This is a genomic window from Apibacter sp. B3919 (genome assembly GCF_026537405.1).
In the GTDB taxonomy this organism is placed as follows: domain Bacteria; phylum Bacteroidota; class Bacteroidia; order Flavobacteriales; family Weeksellaceae; genus Apibacter.
Genome location: NZ_JAFNMG010000003.1, coordinates 224,492 through 244,142 on the forward strand (window position 1 = coordinate 224,492; position 19,651 = coordinate 244,142).

The following is a 19,651-nucleotide window of genomic DNA, read 5'->3' on the forward strand; positions in this document are numbered from 1 at the left end:
AAAAATATCCAATCCTTAAAACTATTGGATATCCGATAGGAAACAAATTACTTTTACCATTGGGTATATCCTTTGCAATCTTAAAATAAGATAATGAATCAGGTGTTATCCCACCAAACGGCAAAAACAAAGGTAATAAAGCAATACTTATTAATGTAATTATGATGAGAATCCAATATTTAACTTTCTTATAATCCACCATTATCAAGATAAATAATTGGTAATTCTTTTTCTTTGTAAGGAATCAAATTTATCCGTTTCGGGAACTTTGACATAATCTATAAGTGATTTTTTGGACATGGAATCTTTGGCCAAATAAATCCTTCCCCCATAATATTCAACTATTTCATCTAATTCCTTAACTAGAAATGGTAATTTTTTATTGATTTTAAAATCCAATGCTAAACTGTATCCGTCAATAGGAAATGAATTATGAGCATTTATATTTCCTTTTTTATATAATTTTAAAACTGCAAGGAATGAACCTTGGCCACTTTTTGCTATGGTTTTTAAAATCTCCGTCATTCCCTCTTTACCAACCTTTTTAGGTATTATAAATTGATATTGAATAAACCCATTTTTACCATAAATTCTGTTCCAATTGTTGATCGCATCTAAAGGGTAGAAAAATGTATCATAGTCTACTACATTACTTATGATTTTTTTTCTTTGTTTTAAATAATATAAAAAATTAAAAGCCTTAACAAACCATGTATTCAACACAAATGACGGAAAATCAAAAGGAACATTTAATTTTAATTTTTTCTTAGTTTGTAATGGATTTTCTTTCCATTGAGTGGGTAACTCAGATAACTTTGCATGTTCACCCACCATTAATATTGATCTTCCCATTTGTTTGCCTTTTTGTAGGCAATCAATCCATGCTACACTATACGTCCAATTTTCACTTTCCTCAAAAAATTTAAAAATTTCCTCAAGGTTTTCAGCTTTTAAAACTTTTTGTTTAATATAAGCTGTCTGTATTCTTTTTAAAGTAAATTTAGCAGAAATGATGATACCGGTTAATCCCATACCTCCAATGGTATTCCAAAATAAATCGGAATTTTCCTCACGGGAGCATTTTTTTATTTCTCCATCTTGGGTGATTATTTTGAAATCAATCAAATAATCCCCAAAACAACCTTCTGAATGATTATTTTTTCCATGAACATCAGATCCTATGGCTCCTCCAACCGTAATTAATTTAGTACCCGGTGTTACAGGTAAAAAATAACCTTCCGGAACAATTACATCAAGAATATCAGACAAAATAACTCCGGATTCACATTCAAAAATACCATTTTCTCTATCAAAGGATAAAAATTTATTTAATCGCAGAGTAGATAAAATATGATCGCTGTTTAACGAATTATCGCCATAAGACCTTCCGTTTCCCCTTGCAATAATTGAAGTACTATTTTTTATTATATTTACTATTTCTTTTACGTCAGATGTTATATGAAAATTAGTTTTAACTACCGGATATTTCCCCCAATTAGTTATATTTATTTTATTTTCAATTTCACTCATCTTTTTAATTTAAATATTTTAGTATAAAAATCATCACGATCCAAATTGCTAAGTCTATTTGGAGAAATAGGTCTCTGTAAATCATCTTGGTAGGAGATTCTGTTTTATTATATACAAAAGTTAATTGTAAATATCTTAGAATACCAATTACTGCAAACAAAGAAGTATACACAATGTAATAATGGAAGTTCATTTTTATTACAGGGTCTAAGGTATACATAATATAACAAACGACAAAAGAGGTAGAAACCATCGTAATTGCAATATCTATAAATTGGAGATTATACCCGTCTAAAGCTTTCCTAGTTTGACCTGTCAATTGAACGTTAATTAATTCACCTCTTCTTTTTCCAAGAGCCATTACTAATGCCAAGAAAAATGTAATTAATACAGCCCAAACTGATATGGGTAAATTAGTTGCAAATCCCCCCATATAAATTCTTAGTAAAAAACCTATAGCAATAATTGATACATCAATAATAGCGATATGTTTTAAATTAAAGCTATAAGCTAAATTCATTACTAAGTAAACTGTTATAATTAAAATCACTCCCCAGGAATGAATAGTATAACCTACAAAATAAGCAGCAAAAATTAAAAGAAGACAAATGATTAAAGCATGATTCAATTTTATTTTTCTGGCGGCTAAAGGCCTGTATTTTTTTTGGGGATGTAATTTATCTTTTTCGATATCTGTATAATCGTTAATAATATATATTGAACTTGCAATAAAGGAAAAAGAGAAAAAAGCCAATATTGAATTTAATACTAAATGTAAATCCAATAATTTTCCCGCAAAAAAAATAGGAAGAAATACAAAGACATTTTTAAGCCATTGCTTGATCCTTATTAACCTTAAATAATCCACTATTAGTATGACCTTGAATTTATAAGATGTAAAGATATAACATTTATGTCAATTATATATTCAAAGGAATTAGCTAATAGTTTTCTAATTCAAAAATTTAAGGATAATTGTTCATCTAACAGTTTAAAAGTCTTTCTATGAAGATAAGTAATTCCATATTTTTTTATTGCTTGTCTATGAGCAGTCGTTGGGTATCCCTTGTTCTTTTTCCATAAATAATCAGGAAATTCTTCATGGAATTTATCCATTATAAAATCTCTGTGATTTTTAGCCAAAATGGATGCAGCAGCTATATTCATATAATTAGCATCACCCTTTATAGCACAAAAATGTGGTATTTCTTTATATCTATGGAATCTATTTCCATCAACTAATAAAAATTCCGGTTGAACTTTTAATTTATCCACAGCTAAATGCATAGCTAAAAAGCTGGCATTTAAAATATTAATTTCATCAATTTTTTGTGGTGAAACTTCTGCAATTGCATAATCAATTGCATTTTGTCTAATAATACTATCTAATTCTTTTCTTTTCCTTTCACTTAGCTGTTTGGAATCATTGATTTCTTCATTAAAAAAATCTTCAGGAAGCACGACTGCTGCTGCAACTACAGGACCGGCCAAACAACCTCTTCCTACTTCATCCAGTGCAACTTCAAATTTATATTTTGAATATTTTAATTTCATTTAGAATATTCTTCTGATAAAACGCAACTGATGCGTGTATTTATTAAGATCTGAATTAAATATTCCTGTATAATCTAAATTGTCAATGCGCACTTTTCCGTGGGCATGTAGAATTTTCTGATCAGGAAGTATAAACCCAACGTGTATAATTTTTCCATCCTGATTTTCAAAAAAAGCAAGATCTCCCGGTTCTGCTTCTTCTATAAAACTTAATACTTGCCCTTCTAATGCTTGTTGACCGGCATCTCTTGGTAATTTATACCCGGCTAATTTATAAACCATTTGCACCAAGCCACTGCAATCAATACCATAGGTTGTTTTTCCACCCCACAAATAGGGAGTATTTATGTATTTAAAAGCCAATTCTAAAATTTGATCTTTTTTTTGTTTTCCTTTTAACAAAGTTTCATCAATAAAAAAATGTTTATCGGGAGCTAATTTAAAAACACTATTTTCAATTGCACCGTGAACCTCTGCACCAATGGTAACCGGAAAAGGTTGATTATTTAAAATTAATAAGCTGAAAGGCTCAGATATATATGAATGATCTTGAGAAAAATTAGCAAATTCTATTTCACTGAGAATGGAAACCTGTTTATAATCTACCCATCCTTCATAACCATCAAAATAAATTTTAATTTTAACCCATTGTTGTTTCACTTCTAAAATCTCACATAGCTCTCCAAACAACAATTGAGTAACCATTTCTGAAGAATCAGACGGTTCTTTTCGTACTGGGGCAACACTTACCTGGCAAATAGATTTACTCATAAATGCAAATTTATTTTTTTCTAACAATACTTATACCATCTCTGATAGGTAAAATTAGCACTTCTAGTGATGAATCTGATCTTATAAAAGAATTGAATTCCCTTATACTTTCCGTTTTTTTATCTTTAAAATCTTCGACAACCTTTCCCTTCCATAAAATATTATCTGCTATTATTATTCCCCCTGAACGCAACTTTGGCTTAACTATCTCAACATACTTACTATAATTCTTTTTATCGGCATCCAGAAAAACCATATCAATTTCCTGATTAATTTCTTGTAAAACATTTATAGCATCATCCAAAATAAAATGAATTTTTTGAGAGTATTCAGATTTTAAAAAGTATTTTTTTGGTATATATGCCGTTTCGCGATTATTATCTACTGTAATTATTTTACCGGACTCTGAAAGTCCTTCAGCTAAACATAATGTTGAATATCCTGTAAATGTTCCTATTTCAACTATTAAATGAGGAGAAATTAATTTCGAAATCATACTTAACAGTCTTCCTTGCAATAAACCGGACAACATATGTGGTTGCGTCGTTTTTAAATACGTTTCTCTCCTTAATTCTTTTAATAAAGTCGGTTCTTCTGTACTATTTTTTTCTATATAATCTTCAAGTAAAGGGGTTATCTCCATTATTTTATATTATTCTTTACAAATATAATTCGTTTCTAAAAAATCGTTACCATTAAATGGCATTATATCTAACTAATAATTAGGACATTTAAACTTAATAACATTTACATTCTATTATATAAAATGTCTTCTATAAAGCAAATTATAAACAAATTTTTTTTATCAGAAATTTAATTACACATATTTTTAATGAATTTAATAACATAAATTATAATAACTTTTTAACAGTATAACATAATTGAGAAAATACAATATTTTTATACACATAAAAGTTACAAAGAAAAAATATAACCATTATAAGTATATATAAGATAAACTAAAATCATATAAAATTGCATGCAACTGGTGAAAAATGCAAAAATGTCAGTATACAATTTTGTGTACATCATTGTAAAAATTATCTTAAAAAATGTTAAAATTTAAATTATAAATTTTATTCAAAATAAGCTACAATCCTTTATTTTAGCCTATCCTATGAAATTATCACATTTTTTATCTATTGTTAAAAAATACAGAATAGTTTTGTTTATAAAATAATGGCATGATTTTTTCCTACCTTATGCCATATTAACACTAAATAGTATAACAATATGTTTGAAATTTTCAAAGACAAAGAAGGAGCTTTTTTCTTTAGATTAAAAGAAAAAAATGGTCAAATTATTCTTGAAAGTGATGGATATACACAAAAAACAAATTGTCAAAAAGGAATCAGTTCAGTAAAAAGAAATTCCAAAAATGAAGATCGTTTTGAAGTGAAACAAGCTTCCAATAAAAAATGGATGTTTAGTTTAAAATCCGGAAACGGACAATTAGTAGGGACCAGTTCTTATTTTGATTCTGAAACCGATGCTAAAAACGGTATAAGAACAGTAATGAAAACTGCACCTGTATCCGAAACAGTTGACTTGTCAAAATAATAGATTCCATAAATTGTTATCAAAAAATGAAAAAACCATCCGCTGGATGGTTTTTTTTTATAATTAATACGATACTAATTACATTTTTAAAAAATTATTTATTTCCCTACCTTTGTATATACTATATTTATAGTAAAATAGCATTACTTTTCAATTTAGCTAATCAAATACAAACTTTTGAAAACAAATAATAAAATTAAAACACATCCAGATCAAGATGTGGTTTTCATAAAAAATGCACATCTTCATAATCTTAGAAATATAGATGTTTCCATTCCCAAAAATAAATTAACCATAATAACTGGTGTATCAGGAAGTGGAAAATCTACCCTGGCTTTTGATACCTTATATGCAGAAGGTCAAAGACGATATGTGGAAAGCCTAAGCTCCTATGCGCGGCAATTTTTAGGAAAATTAGAGAAACCTCAAGTAGATGACATTAAGGGACTTGCTCCGGCAATTGCCATTCAACAAAAGGTTATTTCAGGAAATCCTAGATCAACCGTAGGAACTTCTACTGAAATTTATGATTATTTAAGACTATTGTTTTCTCGTGTAGGTAAAACCTATTCGCCCGTATCAGGACAAGAAGTAAAAAAAGATGAGGTTACAGATGTTATCGATTATATACTCTCTTTAGCGGAAGGTGGTAAATACATCTTATCTGCTCCGATTACTACGGTAGATAAAGATTTTAAAGTATTTTTAAATACTTTGAAAGGCCAAGGATATGTCAGGTTGGAAGTTGGTGGAAATATTGCTACTATTGAGGATTTGGAAAGTTTTGGATTTGTTCCGGATAATAATACCCCTATAAATTTAGTTATTGAACGTTTTTCCGTTGAACATAATGAGGAATTCTTACAAAGATTTGCTGATAGTGTTCAAATTGCTTTTTACGAAGGCAAAGGCTCTTGTTCCATTAAAAATGTTGAAACCCAAGAAATTAAAACCTTTTCTAATGCATTTGAACTGGACGGAATTAAGTTTTTGGAGCCTACCATACATTTTTTTAGCTTTAATAATCCTTATGGAGCTTGTCCGGTTTGTGAAGGATATGGAAAAATTTTAGGTATTGATGAAGACCTGGTAATTCCTAACAAAAATTTATCCATATATGAAGATGCTGTTGTTGCTTGGAGAGGAGAAAAAATGAGTGAATGGAAAGATGATTTTATTAAAAAATCATCTAAACTCAACTTTCCCATTCATAAACCGTATTTTGAACTAACAGATAAACAAAAAGATATTTTATGGAAAGGTACAGGGGATCATAGTTTTCCCTGTCTAAACCATTTCTTCAAAATGGTTGAAGAAAATACGTATAAAATTCAATACAGAGTAATGCTTTCCAGATATAGAGGCAAAACGATATGCCCGGAATGCAAAGGAAAACGTTTACGACCTGAAACCAATTACGTTAAAATCAATGGATATTCGATTAACGATTGGATTGATTTACCTATTGACCAATTACACGGCATAATAAAAAATTTAACGCTTAATGAATATCAACAAAAAATTGCTAAACGATTACTTTTTGAGATTAATAGTAGAATTGAATTTCTTTTAGACGTTGGCTTAGGATATTTAACTTTAAATCGAGCTTCTAATACCCTCTCAGGGGGAGAATCTCAACGAATTAATTTAGCAACTTCTTTAGGAAGCAGTTTAGTAGGATCTATTTATATTTTAGATGAACCTAGTATCGGACTACATGGAAGAGATACCAATCGCTTAATTACTGTTCTGGAAAAATTAAGAGATCTGGGAAATACCGTGGTTGTAGTTGAACATGATGAGGATATAATGAAAGCTGCCGATTATTTGGTTGATATTGGACCAAAAGCCGGTAGTTTGGGAGGGAATGTCGTATTTTCGGGCACTTATTCGGAAATGATGCGAACCCATACATTAACCGCCGAATATTTAAATGGTGAAAAGAAAATTGAAATACCTAAAACTCGAAGAAAAACTAAAGAATTTATTGAAATAACAGGAGCCAGACAAAACAATTTAAAAGGCATTGATGTTAAATTACCCTTACACTGCTTAACGGTTATAACAGGAGTAAGCGGTTCAGGTAAAAGTACCTTAATGAAAAATATCTTAACTCCTGCATTACAAAGAAAATTGGGAATAAACGGTGATAAACCCGGTAATTTTTCCGAATTAAAGGGAAATTGGAAGGAAATTAAACATCTAGAACTGATTGACCAAAATCCAATCGGAAAATCTTCTCGATCCAACCCGGCCACCTATGTTAAAGCTTTTGACGATATACGCGATTTATTTTCCAAGCAAAAACTAAGTAAGCTTAACAATTTCAAACCGAAACATTTTTCATTCAATGTAGAGGGCGGACGTTGTGAAACTTGTTTAGGAGAAGGATTTATAACTGTTGAAATGCAGTTTATGGCAGATATTGAATTAGAATGCGAAACCTGTCATGGCAAAAGATTTAAGCAAGATGTTTTGGAAGTAAAATATGAAGGTAAAAATATTGCTGACGTCTTAGAAATGACCATTGATGAGGCCATAGCCTTTTTCAACGAACACAATCAGGATAAAATTGCAACCAAATTGCAACCTTTACAAGATGTGGGCTTAGGTTATTTAGAATTAGGACAATCATCCGGTACACTATCCGGAGGAGAAGCTCAACGAATTAAATTAGCTTCATTTTTGGTAAAAGGTAATTCTTCCGAAAATACCTTATTTATTTTTGATGAACCAAGTACCGGTTTGCATTTTGATGACATAAATAAATTACTAAAATCATTTAATGCATTAATTGAGAAAGGCCACAGTGTAATGGTTATTGAACATCATCCGGATATCATCAAATGCGCAGATTATCTGGTTGATATCGGACCGGATGCCGGAATTAATGGAGGAAATATTGTCTTTCAAGGCACTCCTGAAGAAATTATTAAATGTAAAGAATCTTATACCGGACAATTTTTAAAAGAAAAGTTTAACGAATAATGATACGTACACTTTGTTTACACGTTTAAATGTTTATTTAATAATGACAAAATTTCAGTAATCAATCATTATATTATTAAAAGAAAAAACACCGGAATTAACCGGTGTTTTTTTATGATTGTTTTTTTATTTTTTTAGATCTTACCCTCATTTTTCTTAATTAAATTTAATGCTGAACCTGCCTTAAACCATTCGATTTGTCCATTATTATAAGTATGATTAGCTATGATATTTTCTCTAGTTCCATCAGAATGAACTAATTCAATAGTAATAGGTTTTCCGGGAGCAAATTGATCTAAATCTAAAAAATTAAATAGATCATCTTCCTGAATTTTATCGTAATCTTCGGGATTAGCAAAAGTTAAAGCTAACATCCCCTGCTTTTTTAAATTTGTTTCATGTATTCTTGCAAAGGATTTAACCAAAACAGCTCTTACACCTAAATGACGAGGCTGCATAGCTGCATGTTCTCTTGATGATCCTTCTCCATAATTATAATCTCCTACAACAATAGTAGGAACTCCATCTGCTTTATATTTTCTTGCCGAATCAGGAACAGCCATATATTCTCCTGTATCTTCATTCTTAACTTTATTAGTTTCCATATTAAAAGCATTTACAGCACCAATCAAAGTATTATTTGAAATATTGTCTAAATGCCCTCTGTATTTTAACCAAGGTCCGGCCATAGAAATATGGTCTGTAGTACATTTTCCATAAGCTTTAATCAGCAATCTCATTCCGGTAATATTTTTACCGTCCCATGCAGGGAAGCTTTCTAACAACTGTAATCTTTCTGAAGTAGGTGAAACTTGAACCTGTATTCCGGAACCATCTTCGGCAGGTTTTTGATATCCCGGATCATCTACTTCAAATCCTCTCGGTGGAAGCTCAAATCCTTGAGGTTCGTCCAACATAACCTCTTCTCCTAGATCGTTTATTAATTTATCTTTTCTAGGATCAAAACTTAGATCTCCTGCAATAGCCAATGCAGTAACTAATTCCGGAGAAGCTACAAAAGCATATGTATTAGGATTTCCATCTGCTCTTTTGGCAAAATTTCTATTGAAGGAATGCACGATAGTATTCTTTTGTTGTTTTTCTGCCCCTTCTCTAGCCCATTGTCCAATACATGGTCCACATGCATTTGCAAAGACTCTGCCTCCAATTTTATCAAAAACAGCTAAATATCCATCTCTTTCTACGGTATAACGTACCAATTCCGATCCCGGTGTAATGGTATATTCTGCTTTAGGACTAATCTTTTTATCTGCTGCTTGTTTCGCTATCGAGGCTGCTCTTGAAATATCCTCATAAGAAGAATTGGTACAAGAACCTATTAATCCGACATCTACTTTTAAAGGCCATCCATTTTTTTCAGCTACTTCTTTAATTCGAGATATAGGTGTTGCTATATCCGGAGAAAATGGACCATTGAGATGAGGCTCTAAAGAAGTTAAATCTATTTCAACAACCTGGTCATAATATTTTTCCGGGTTTTCATAAACTTCTTTATCGGAACGAAGTTCCTCTTTAATTTTATCTGCAATGTCTGCAATCTCTGTACGTCCGGTAGCTTTTAGATACTTTGACATATTTTCATCATAAGCAAATATTGAAGTAGTTGCTCCTACTTCCGCTCCCATGTTACAGATAGTTCCTTTTCCGGTAGCCGATAATGATTCTGCTCCTTCTCCGAAGTATTCTATGATACATCCGGTACCTCCTTTTACGGTCAAAAGACCTGTTACTTCCAATATGATATCTTTAGGTGCTGTCCAGCCATTAAGTTTACCTTTAAGATGAATTCCAATTAATTTTGGAAATTTTAATTCCCAAGACATACCCGCCATAACGTCGACCGCATCAGCTCCTCCAACTCCAATAGCAACCATTCCTAAACCACCTGCATTCGGCGTATGTGAATCAGTTCCTATCATCATTCCTCCCGGAAATGCATAATTTTCAAGAATCACCTGATGTATAATTCCCGCTCCGGGTTTCCAAAATCCTATATTGTATTTGTTGGAAACCGATGATAGAAAATTATATACTTCGTTATTTTTATTGATTGCCTCTTGCAAGTCTTTATCGGCTCCAACTCTGGCCTGAATTAAATGATCGGCATGAACGGTAGACGGCACCGCTACCTTTTTTTTACCGGCTTGCATAAATTGTAATAAGGCCATTTGTGCAGTAGCATCCTGCATAGCTACTCTATCCGGTGCAAAATCTACATAAGATTCTCCTCTTTTATATGCTTCAGATGGATTTCCATCAAACAAATGTGAATATAATATTTTTTCAGAATATGTCAGAGGCCTCCCCACTACTTTTCGCGCCATTCCAACCTTTAACTGAAAGCGATTATACACCGCTTTTATCATATCTAAATCAAAAATCATATAGTAAATTTATTTTTTGCTTTGTTAATTTTATGTAACATTTAAATTTTACTTTACTATTGCTGTTTAATGACAGCCTTTTAATAAAACAAGTATTTTTAAAGGAAAATTTATCTGCTAGGTTTTTAAATATACAATTTTAAAATCAATATATACGATGTTTTAATTTTTTGACAGATATTTATAAAGATTCTAAATAATTTTAAGATATATTACAGGTATTATATTAAATAAAGCTCTTTATATATAAATTTATTTGATATAAGAATTTGTTTTTTTTATTCAATTTATACACATTTATTAATATTTAAATACAACTAATTAAATATTCTGTAAAACTATTTATAATATAAAAAAAAGAGGCTGTTATTAACATATGTTTAAAATTATTCAAGTATTATAAATGGAATTATTTACCTATAAATTTAAAGCTTTAAACAAATAATGAGAATATAAATTTAATCGATTAAATTTTAAATGGATTATCAATTAAAAGCTCCCTTTTTTTTAAAAAAAAAGAGAGCTTTAACTACACTAATTAGTTGTTTACATATAACAATAGGTGCTTAATAATATTATAAAATTTGTACGAAGCAAAGATATTCTATTATTGTAACATTAAATTGAGGAATCCCGTAATTATAATTTTTTTTTATAATAAAATTTTTAAAAATTAAAATTTATGAATTTCTAATAAATTATAATATCTTCTTAAAACTCCTTATAATGCTTAAATAATTCATCATAAATTTATTTTACAAGTATATATTTACAGATAAAAAATATATTTTTATGAAATAAATCATATCTAAAAAATCTCAATAAACATGTAAAGAGATATGGATTTTAGTTAATTACTTATGTATAAATAAGATATTTCTTACTATTCGATAATTAAAAAAATAACAAAAATGAATAATATTATATTTAGATAAATATAATATTATTAAAAAACAATTACCATATAATTTTATAATATTTAGATATATTGCAAATTATATTACCATATATTTTTGTAATTGTTATTACAATTATATTAAAAATTGAAATTATATATTCATTTAAACGGTTAAACTTGTCTATGGTTCTTCATCTATAAAAATATTATTACAATTCTAACAGTTATTTATGATTTAACTTTATTTTTTCATTAATATAGATTTTATATTTCAGCTGTATTAATGATTATAAAAAACTTTATTCTTAAGATTTAAAACAATATTTTACCTTATATATAATTAATAATGATTGATTTCTATTTTTACTATACAATCGTTTTGTTTTTTTATAACCTTTTTTAAGTAAACAGATGTAGTAATATTATTCGAAGCATATAATTGTTACCCTATTTAGACCGCAAAAAAAATTTAAAATTATTATCCTGAACTTGATAACATACTTTTGGGTATACATAGGTTTTATTATTCGAATATTTTAACAACTAGCAGCAGTATAGTATTATCGATAAAATGGATTAGAATATAAAATATTACCTTTTAAATTAAAAATCCCCGCTAAAATATTCTTTATCGGTGACCGGGCTAAGCCACACAGCCCCGCCTAAATTGCTATTAGTTCCAATGGCAATATGTGTCATGGACTGATCTTTTGAAGCTCCATGCCAATGCTCAATAGCAGGCGGACATTTTATTACGTCTCCTTTTTTAATAATTTCAACGGGCTTACCTTTTTCTTGATACCATCCTTCCCCTTCAGTTATCAATAATATTTGGCCTCCTGGGTGATAATGCCAATGAGTTCTTGCTCCCGGCTCAAAACTTACAGAACCAATTACAACATTATAAACGCTATCGGATGGAGCTAAATATGTTAACCATACGTTTCCTGTAAAATGCTCATTGGAAACCTTAGTTCCTTTAGGAAAAATCGCCGACACTTCCCGTGCATCCTCCAATCTATTACTTTGATGGGCACTCCTACACGCCATTTATAATAAAGTACATAAAAGTATTCCTTGAAAAAATGAGCTCCTAATTTGATTCATGGTTTATTAAATTTAAAAAACTCGACGATTTATCCTCTACTTTTTAAAGATTTTTCTTATAAAACTCAACTAATTTATTTACTGCTTGAGATACGTATTCAGGCTTCCAATAGGTTTGTATATGAGTTGCCCCTTCTATTTGGAAAAACTCCTTATTTTTTGCATTAATAGCCTTAGAAAAAGCTTCTTCGGTCATGTATTTGGTATCTGCTTTACTTCCTGCAATCATTACTAATGGCTGATTAAGTAATTCTATTTGATCGGTCGCATCCCACGCCATTAAATATATAAGACTACTAGTAGTATAAAGAAAAGTTGAATTGGGATGCGCATGAGTTCTGTAATAATATACAAATCCTTCACGATATAAATCCGTAGGAGTTTTATTAATCTCTTCATCTGTAACACTAGCTACTCCCGAATACAAAATTTCTCCTCCGGATGCTTCTTGGGCTCGAGCCTCGGATGCTTGTTTTAAACGTTCTTGAATCGTACTGACTTGTGAGTTTTGGAATCCATTGCGTCGTACTTCTCCCGAATTAAACATACTAAGAGTGGCTATAGCTTTTAATCTTTTATCTGTTTGAGCCGCCTTAAGAGTGTATCCACCACCCCCACAAATACCCAGAGCTCCGATACGATTGGCGTCAACTCCGGGGTATTGAGAAATGTAATCTGCCATGCCATGAATATCTTCGGTGCGATAGGCCGGATTATCCGTATGACGAGGCTCTCCCCCACTGGCTCCTTGATAGGCAGCATCGGCAGCTATGGTAATATAACCTGCTTCTGCCAGTTTTTGCGCATAAAGTCCGGCAGTTTGCTCTTTCACTCCCCCGTTAGGATGGGCTACAACTACAGCCGGATATTTTTTTGAAGAATCATAATGGGCCGGGGTATAAACATTAGCCGCTATTTCAATTCCATGTAATTTATAGGTAACCGGATGTATATTTACTTTTCCCTGTTCATTTTTTTGGATCGCACCTTCATAAACTAAGGTAAACTGATTTTGTTGATCGTTTTTATGAGACGATTGTGCTTGTATTGCATCAGCTCCTACTAATGATGTTGCAATAGCTAATATTGAGGTTAATTTATTCATGATTAAAATGTTATGTATTTTTTTCTTGCTGTTCAACTATTTCATTTACAATTTTTCGCACAGAGGAAGCTTCTTTTCTTTTTAAAGTTGTTTTTATTATAGATGTAAATTGTTGAAGTTGTCGGGGAGACCATCCTACATTAAGACAGATATTTAAATGGGAACGAAGCATAGGTTCTGCTTTTCCTATTGCACTAATAACTGAAATGGTTACTAATTCCCTTTCAGCATAAGTAAGAATATCTCTTTCAAAAATATCGGCAAATAAATGTTCTTTCAAAAAGGTATCAATTATCGGAGCAAATGCTGAATAACCACTAAGTTTTTCAGGTTGTTGGGTTTTAGTCAATTCTTCCAGTATCTTTTTTCCTCTTTCATATTTGTTTTCGTTCCTTTTAAGGGGAGAAATATCTTTTCCATCTATATCTTTTATGCCTTGATTTTTACGATCCTCAATCACTTCCATAAAGGTTTGTAATCCCCGAATACTTCGCGGAAATCCACAATAGGCATACAAATGTACCAAGATCTCTTTGATTTCATTTACTGATAAACCGGAGTTAAGCCCATTATTTAATGCTTTTTTAAGTTGAGATAAGTCTCCTTTAGCTGTATAGCTCGATATAATTATTATACTCTGCTGCCTGGAATTCAAAAGAGGATCCTGTATTTTATTGTTATATTGTGATTTAAGATGGCTAACCATACCAATGACAATAAATAAAAACAGTATGGTTTTATAATATATTATTTTCATCCTTTAAATACATGCAGTTGTTAACAAGAATCTTCTAAAATTTAATTGCTTCATCTCTACCTATACTCTAATTGCAATGATTATACCTTTATAATTTTTAAATCGTTGATAAAGACACCGATGGTATTTTTTTAAACTTTTTTTATTTCATAAACAAATTATTTTAATGATAATCTTGTTTATTAACATTGATAGAGCTAATGTAAATTTCTGATTTTAAACCACGTTAATTTGTATATTGATTACCTCTATTTCTACCAATATTACTGATTTCAAAATGAATTGATTTTCAAAAGAGAGGAGGTACTTATAGATGTAAAAATTAGAGTTATTAAAAAAATAAAAGCACCAATAAAATAATTTGGTGCTTAGATATTATGCTCAAGTTTAATTTCTATTTTAAATAGCAAAATAAAGAGCTATTTAAATACTAATCCGGTGTCCATCTCCAGCCCACTTATACTGTTTTTATATTCAAAACTAAGTCTAACACTTTATTTAAATATTTTTTATCCATCTTTTTGATTAATATTATATCATACTAAAAAAACAAAGTCTTTTATAGTTAAGGTTGAATTTTTCAACAATTAACTCTAAAGTTTCTTCAAACTTAATTTTAGACTCATAATATTCTAAATATTTTAAAAAAGACATAATAAAATACGATAAATGTAAACCAGCATTGTCTTATTTGTTAAATAAATGTTTTTATGAAATAACTTTAAAATTTAATTGTTGGATTACTTGATTGTATAATTTCATATCTCATTTTGTTTGCATCTGCCAATTGTTTAGCGTACTCACTTTTAGCTTTTACCACTTCATCATCAATCATATAATCAGCTTTCACTTCTAATATAACATATGAACCATCTTTGAGCAATACTAGAAAGTCAGGATAATAACTGCGTAATGTATGCGAAACATTATCTATGTAATGTATTACAAAATCAGATTGGCCATTTGCTAACATGCCTGTAAACCATACTTTGTCAACCTTGTTTTCATTAAGCAATGTTTGGAATAATGTTTTTTCTGGAACACTATCAAAACAATAATTGTCAAGATGGAACGATTTGTTTTTGAAAGGTTTGTATTTATTGTCTTCTAAACTTGCTAAGAGTTCAGGCTTAACCTTCATTTGGTAAAATCCTTCTTTTGGTGCTTTGACTAATTCAACTTTTATTTCATCCGTAGAGGTAAATTCCTGTATATCCCAATAATAATTGAATAGTTTGGGTATAACCCAATCGTATAACAATTCATTATAGTCATTTACCCATTTTAAAACTTCATCAAGCCTTTGTATGGATTCTTGTAATATCTGTTTTATAAGTGTTGGTTTGAGATTCAAATATCGTGATATTTCACCGATTAATAATAATGTTGAATATTTAAATTTCTCTTTTATATAAGTAATATCTTTAGAATATCTTTTTTTTGATAAATCGGTAATTGATCTTTCTGTTTGAATAATCCTATACCTTTCAATATCAACCTTTTCAAATTCAAAGTCTATACCCTCATTAAGTTTTCGTTCTTTCAGTTTGTATAATTTCCTAACCTGTTTTAATTTCAATTCTACTGGTGGTGGAACGAAACGAACCTCAACTAATTCTTTGTCATCGTTTTCTCCTTTTAAATCATCAATCGTTAGTCTGAAATTTTCTTCCAATTCAGCATTCAAAATATCAACGTTTTCTTTGGATAGGAATACCATGGCTGTTTCTTGATACTCTGTGATTTTACGCAAACAACGCATTGTCGCCTGAAGTACAAATATCTTTGACTTAGGGCATCGATGCATACCCACACCAAATAATGAACGACAGTTCCAACCCTCTTTTCCTTTGTTTACAAGAAGAACGAATTGTTTCTCTGAGCTTATGGTGTCCAAATTAATAAACTCTCTTAAATCATCATTATTTGTGATAGTTGCATCACCTACATTTACAAGAATTTTTGAAATTGGTATATTCAATTCTATTAATACCTGCTCAACTGCAGGGCGTAATTCATTTTGAAGTTCATCTATTGAACTTGCAAAGAATGCTATTTTAGGTAACATCCCTTCAAAGCGTTTCCCATCATAAGCATCCCAAAATTTAGTAATTGAATATCTTACAAATGCTTGTGTTTGACTTCTTATATTTTCAAATTCTTCTACTTTGACTTTTTTCAAATACTTGTTATCAATCGCATCTTTCAAACCGTAATAATAAACTACCTCAGGTAATAAACGTTTACCAACGTATGGAGTTCCTGTATAATTGTAACAACCTACAATGTGAGTTCCTGCGTAATTCAAACTTTCTGCTAACTTATTGATAGTGTTTCGTAAACTAGTAGCCTTGTTGGGATCAAAATCTTTCTTTAAGGTACTACCAAATACATGGTGAGCTTCATCAACATAGATACCTAACTGAGAAATACGCCTTAAGGATTCAAAACGTTGATTTGTAAGGAGATTGTGTTCATTTAGTTCTTCACCATACAAGTCTTTTCCCATTTTCAAAAATGCATGGGTTCGATCACTGAATAATTGTTGAATTTGAGTTTGCTCTTTTTGTTGCCTTCTCAAAATTATTTTTTGAGTATTGGATATGATAATATTAAATCTTGAACCTTCGAGCAGATTCAATGTAAGTCCTGTATCATCCAAAAAATGGAATTTTATATTTTCTATAAAATTGACATATTCAGGAGGTACAACTTTTGATTTGTCAAAAGTTTGAATCTCTTTTAGTGATTGTAAAACAGTCTTGTCGGGTGCAAATACCAAAGCATTGTGACAATATTTCGGGTCTTTGGGAAATTTATTAGCTAATAGGAATTCATAAAAGATCGATGTAGCCATCAGAACAGTCTTCCCTAGCCCCATTGTGAGAGAAAAGATATAGTTGGGATACTCTTGTTTGAACTCTTCTATTTGATTAAAGACTGCTTGATAAAGATCCTTATTTTCATCGAAGTTAAATTCGTTTTCAAATAAATCTATTTGTCCTTTAGAACTTAATCCAGTGGTTTCTCTGTCTTTAAATACATTTTTTTTATAAACCCATTCTACAAATATTTCGTTCAAATGCTTGTTTTCACAAAATTCTTTTAGGAAAACATACATTTCCAAGGCTTCAAATTGTGGTTTGCGAAGATAGGCTTCAACATTTTCTTCAGGATTATTAAAAATTAAATATTTCTTAGTTATTCCTTTAAATTCTTTATATATCCGTTTCCTTTCTTGTGAAATGAATAAGTTCAAATACCAATAAAAGGGAAAATCAATATGTGATGATTTTTTCTTTGCCATTATTTAATAGTCTTTTCAAAAGTTTCACTCAAAAGGTCTGTTATTTTGATATGGATTGTACCCGAATCTTTTGGTATATCATAGACTCCCTTTACCAATTCGTTTTTCTCCGGTATATCAACAATCTGAGGTTCGAAAATAGAACCATCATAATTGAAGTCTATCATTATACTTTCTGTCATTTCTTTCCAATTCTCTACATTTTCTTTTTGGATGGAAAGTTTTTGAAGTAAATTCATTGGATAGAATTCCCGAACTAACAAACGATTACCCTCGATACTGATTTCAGCATCGCTGTCATGTTTGAATTCTAAGTTCGATTTATCTCTCAAAACATCTACTATTTTCACATCTAATGGAAAGGGTACTTGTTCTTTCAAATGTGCTGCCAAGTCGGGTTCGTGTCCCATACACACCAAAAGAATGGATTCGACAGGTTTGTTGGGGCTTTCATTGTGGCGTTTTTCGAAGGTCTTGTAGTCAAAGTTGACTATCAGCTCATTGAGGTCGGCACGTGTAGCAATACGATTTACAGGCATCACTTTTACAAAACGTCCGTCTTTTTCGCCATCATACAGCATACTGTTTGGCATGGGTTGTACTTCCAATGCTTTCAGTAACAAATCTTTTGCTTCGACAGGGTTACGAAATACATCGTAATTGTTGACATTATAAACTTGAAATCCTGTATAGTAATTCTCAATCTTATTTTCATCATCAAAGCCGATCTTATTTTGTTGACTAATCAACTCATTAGCTACCTTTATCAAACGTTTTGTGGTTGTTTGAACAGCTCCTAAATTAATATCTGCTCCTATATAACGTAAACCGAGTTCAAGAGCAACAGCCTGAGTAGTTCCACTACCCATAAAACAGTCAAAAACTAAATCCCCCTTATCTGTCATTTGCCCTAAAATTCGTTTCAACAATCCTTTTGGTTTTTGAGTTGGGTAAGATAAGTATTCTTTGGAGCCACTTATAAATGGCCTTGTTTCATCTGCATCCCATATATCAGGAAATGTATTCTCTGTATAATAATTATTTTCTTCATCAATTAATAATTCGACTTTGTATCTTGTTTCATCTCTATACCAAATATCCCTAACATATACATCACTATAATATCGACCTTCTTCATCTATCAAAGTATCTATAAAGGGCTTTCTATAATATATTCTTTCTTTTAAAGGTTTAAATTTATGATCAGCTGTTTTACTGTAAAATAAAATTGTATCATGTTTTCGTGCCCACGCTGATTTACCAACACCTTGAATACGATATCCATAAGCTATCTCATTTTTAAAGCCTGCACCTTTTAAATCGCTACCTCCATCTCCAAATATTTCATCCATTATAATTCTAATATGATGACTTTTTCTATAATCTAGATGTACATAAATTGAGCCTGTATCTGACAATAGTTCACGCATTAAAATTAATCTTTCATACATAAATTGAAGATACTCGTCATTAGACCAAATATCTGTATATTGCTTTTCTTCGAATGCAGTATTATCATTTTCTACACTTTGTCCTTTCAGCGATATTTTCTTTTTATAATCAGCTTTACTGTCATAAGGAGGGTCAATATAGATTAAATCGACTTGTCCTCGATACTTTTTTAAAAGATGAGACATCACTTGTAAGTTATCACCCCAAAAAATTTGAT

General features: G+C 30.5%; 13 protein-coding genes. 2 read left to right on the forward strand and 11 right to left on the reverse strand.

Annotated features, from left to right (window positions below):
• Positions 1-204: 204 nt before the first annotated feature.
• The 5 genes from J3U20_RS07035 to J3U20_RS07055 form a co-directional block, all read right to left on the reverse strand.
• A complete protein-coding gene (locus J3U20_RS07035) occupies positions 205-1,530 on the reverse strand; it encodes an FAD-binding oxidoreductase (RefSeq protein ID WP_160542552.1) in 1,326 nt (441 codons plus the stop codon).
• Between the two features lie 4 nt (positions 1,531-1,534).
• Positions 1,535-2,401 (reverse strand): decaprenyl-phosphate phosphoribosyltransferase, encoded by an 867-nt coding sequence (locus tag J3U20_RS07040; protein ID WP_160542587.1) that lies wholly within the window; start codon positions 2,399-2,401, stop codon positions 1,535-1,537.
• A gap of 86 nt (positions 2,402-2,487) precedes the next feature.
• The gene (locus J3U20_RS07045) at positions 2,488-3,084 is read right to left on the reverse strand and encodes a ribonuclease HII (protein ID WP_160542553.1); all 597 of its coding nucleotides are present in this window, start codon (positions 3,082-3,084) and stop codon (positions 2,488-2,490) included.
• Positions 3,085-3,855 (reverse strand): C40 family peptidase, encoded by a 771-nt coding sequence (locus J3U20_RS07050; protein ID WP_105296597.1) that lies wholly within the window; start codon positions 3,853-3,855, stop codon positions 3,085-3,087.
• Positions 3,856-3,865: 10 nt separating this feature from the next.
• Positions 3,866-4,498 carry an O-methyltransferase gene (locus tag J3U20_RS07055; protein WP_160542554.1) on the reverse strand — a complete coding sequence of 211 codons (633 nt, stop codon included), beginning with the start codon at positions 4,496-4,498 and terminating at the stop codon, positions 3,866-3,868.
• A 590-nt stretch (positions 4,499-5,088) separates the two neighbouring features.
• Between J3U20_RS07055 and J3U20_RS07060 the strand changes: the two genes are divergently transcribed.
• Together J3U20_RS07060 and uvrA are read left to right on the forward strand one after the other, a co-directional pair.
• Positions 5,089-5,415, forward strand: coding sequence for a YegP family protein (locus J3U20_RS07060; protein ID WP_105296398.1), 327 nt, complete (start codon positions 5,089-5,091; stop codon positions 5,413-5,415).
• Between the two features lie 177 nt (positions 5,416-5,592).
• Positions 5,593-8,403, forward strand: a complete 2,811-nt coding sequence (gene uvrA / locus J3U20_RS07065; RefSeq protein ID WP_185150299.1) for an excinuclease ABC subunit UvrA — start codon at positions 5,593-5,595, stop codon at positions 8,401-8,403.
• A gap of 134 nt (positions 8,404-8,537) precedes the next feature.
• Here uvrA and J3U20_RS07070 read toward each other — a convergent pair whose 3' ends face one another.
• The 6 genes from J3U20_RS07070 to J3U20_RS07095 all read right to left on the reverse strand — a co-directional run bounded on the left by J3U20_RS07070 (position 8,538) and on the right by J3U20_RS07095 (position 19,619).
• A complete protein-coding gene (locus tag J3U20_RS07070; protein WP_160542555.1) occupies positions 8,538-10,808 on the reverse strand; it encodes an aconitate hydratase in 2,271 nt (756 codons plus the stop codon).
• A 1,501-nt stretch (positions 10,809-12,309) separates the two neighbouring features.
• A complete protein-coding gene (locus J3U20_RS07075; protein ID WP_160542556.1) occupies positions 12,310-12,756 on the reverse strand; it encodes a cupin domain-containing protein in 447 nt (148 codons plus the stop codon).
• A gap of 100 nt (positions 12,757-12,856) precedes the next feature.
• Positions 12,857-13,918 carry an alpha/beta hydrolase gene (locus J3U20_RS07080; protein WP_160542557.1) on the reverse strand — a complete coding sequence of 354 codons (1,062 nt, stop codon included), beginning with the start codon at positions 13,916-13,918 and terminating at the stop codon, positions 12,857-12,859.
• A 10-nt stretch (positions 13,919-13,928) separates the two neighbouring features.
• Entirely contained in the window at positions 13,929-14,675 is a 747-nt protein-coding gene (locus tag J3U20_RS07085; RefSeq protein ID WP_160542558.1) for a carboxymuconolactone decarboxylase family protein, read from the reverse strand.
• Positions 14,676-15,396: 721 nt separating this feature from the next.
• Positions 15,397-17,982, reverse strand: a complete 2,586-nt coding sequence (locus J3U20_RS07090) for a TnsA endonuclease N-terminal domain-containing protein (protein WP_160542559.1) — start codon at positions 17,980-17,982, stop codon at positions 15,397-15,399.
• Positions 17,982-19,619, reverse strand: coding sequence for a DNA methyltransferase (locus J3U20_RS07095; RefSeq protein WP_255448183.1), 1,638 nt, complete (start codon positions 19,617-19,619; stop codon positions 17,982-17,984). Before J3U20_RS07095 ends, J3U20_RS07090 begins: the two co-directional genes overlap by 1 nt.
• Positions 19,620-19,651 lie beyond the last annotated feature (32 nt).

What these genes read in the sequence shown, in the direction of transcription:
- J3U20_RS07080 (WP_160542557.1), bottom strand. Translation starts at nt 13,918, where the DNA reads ATGAATAAATTAACCTCAATATTAGCTATTGCAACATCATTAGTAGGA.
- J3U20_RS07035 (WP_160542552.1), bottom strand. Translation starts at nt 1,530, where the DNA reads ATGAGTGAAATTGAAAATAAAATAAATATAACTAATTGGGGGAAATAT.
- J3U20_RS07050 (WP_105296597.1), bottom strand. Translation starts at nt 3,855, where the DNA reads ATGAGTAAATCTATTTGCCAGGTAAGTGTTGCCCCAGTACGAAAAGAA.
- J3U20_RS07045 (WP_160542553.1), bottom strand. Translation starts at nt 3,084, where the DNA reads ATGAAATTAAAATATTCAAAATATAAATTTGAAGTTGCACTGGATGAA.
- J3U20_RS07060 (WP_105296398.1), top strand. Translation starts at nt 5,089, where the DNA reads ATGTTTGAAATTTTCAAAGACAAAGAAGGAGCTTTTTTCTTTAGATTA.
- J3U20_RS07085 (WP_160542558.1), bottom strand. Translation starts at nt 14,675, where the DNA reads ATGAAAATAATATATTATAAAACCATACTGTTTTTATTTATTGTCATT.
- J3U20_RS07075 (WP_160542556.1), bottom strand. Translation starts at nt 12,756, where the DNA reads ATGGCGTGTAGGAGTGCCCATCAAAGTAATAGATTGGAGGATGCACGG.
- J3U20_RS07095 (WP_255448183.1), bottom strand. Translation starts at nt 19,619, where the DNA reads ATGTCTCATCTTTTAAAAAAGTATCGAGGACAAGTCGATTTAATCTAT.
- J3U20_RS07055 (WP_160542554.1), bottom strand. Translation starts at nt 4,498, where the DNA reads ATGGAGATAACCCCTTTACTTGAAGATTATATAGAAAAAAATAGTACA.
- J3U20_RS07070 (WP_160542555.1), bottom strand. Translation starts at nt 10,808, where the DNA reads ATGATTTTTGATTTAGATATGATAAAAGCGGTGTATAATCGCTTTCAG.
- J3U20_RS07090 (WP_160542559.1), bottom strand. Translation starts at nt 17,982, where the DNA reads ATGGCAAAGAAAAAATCATCACATATTGATTTTCCCTTTTATTGGTAT.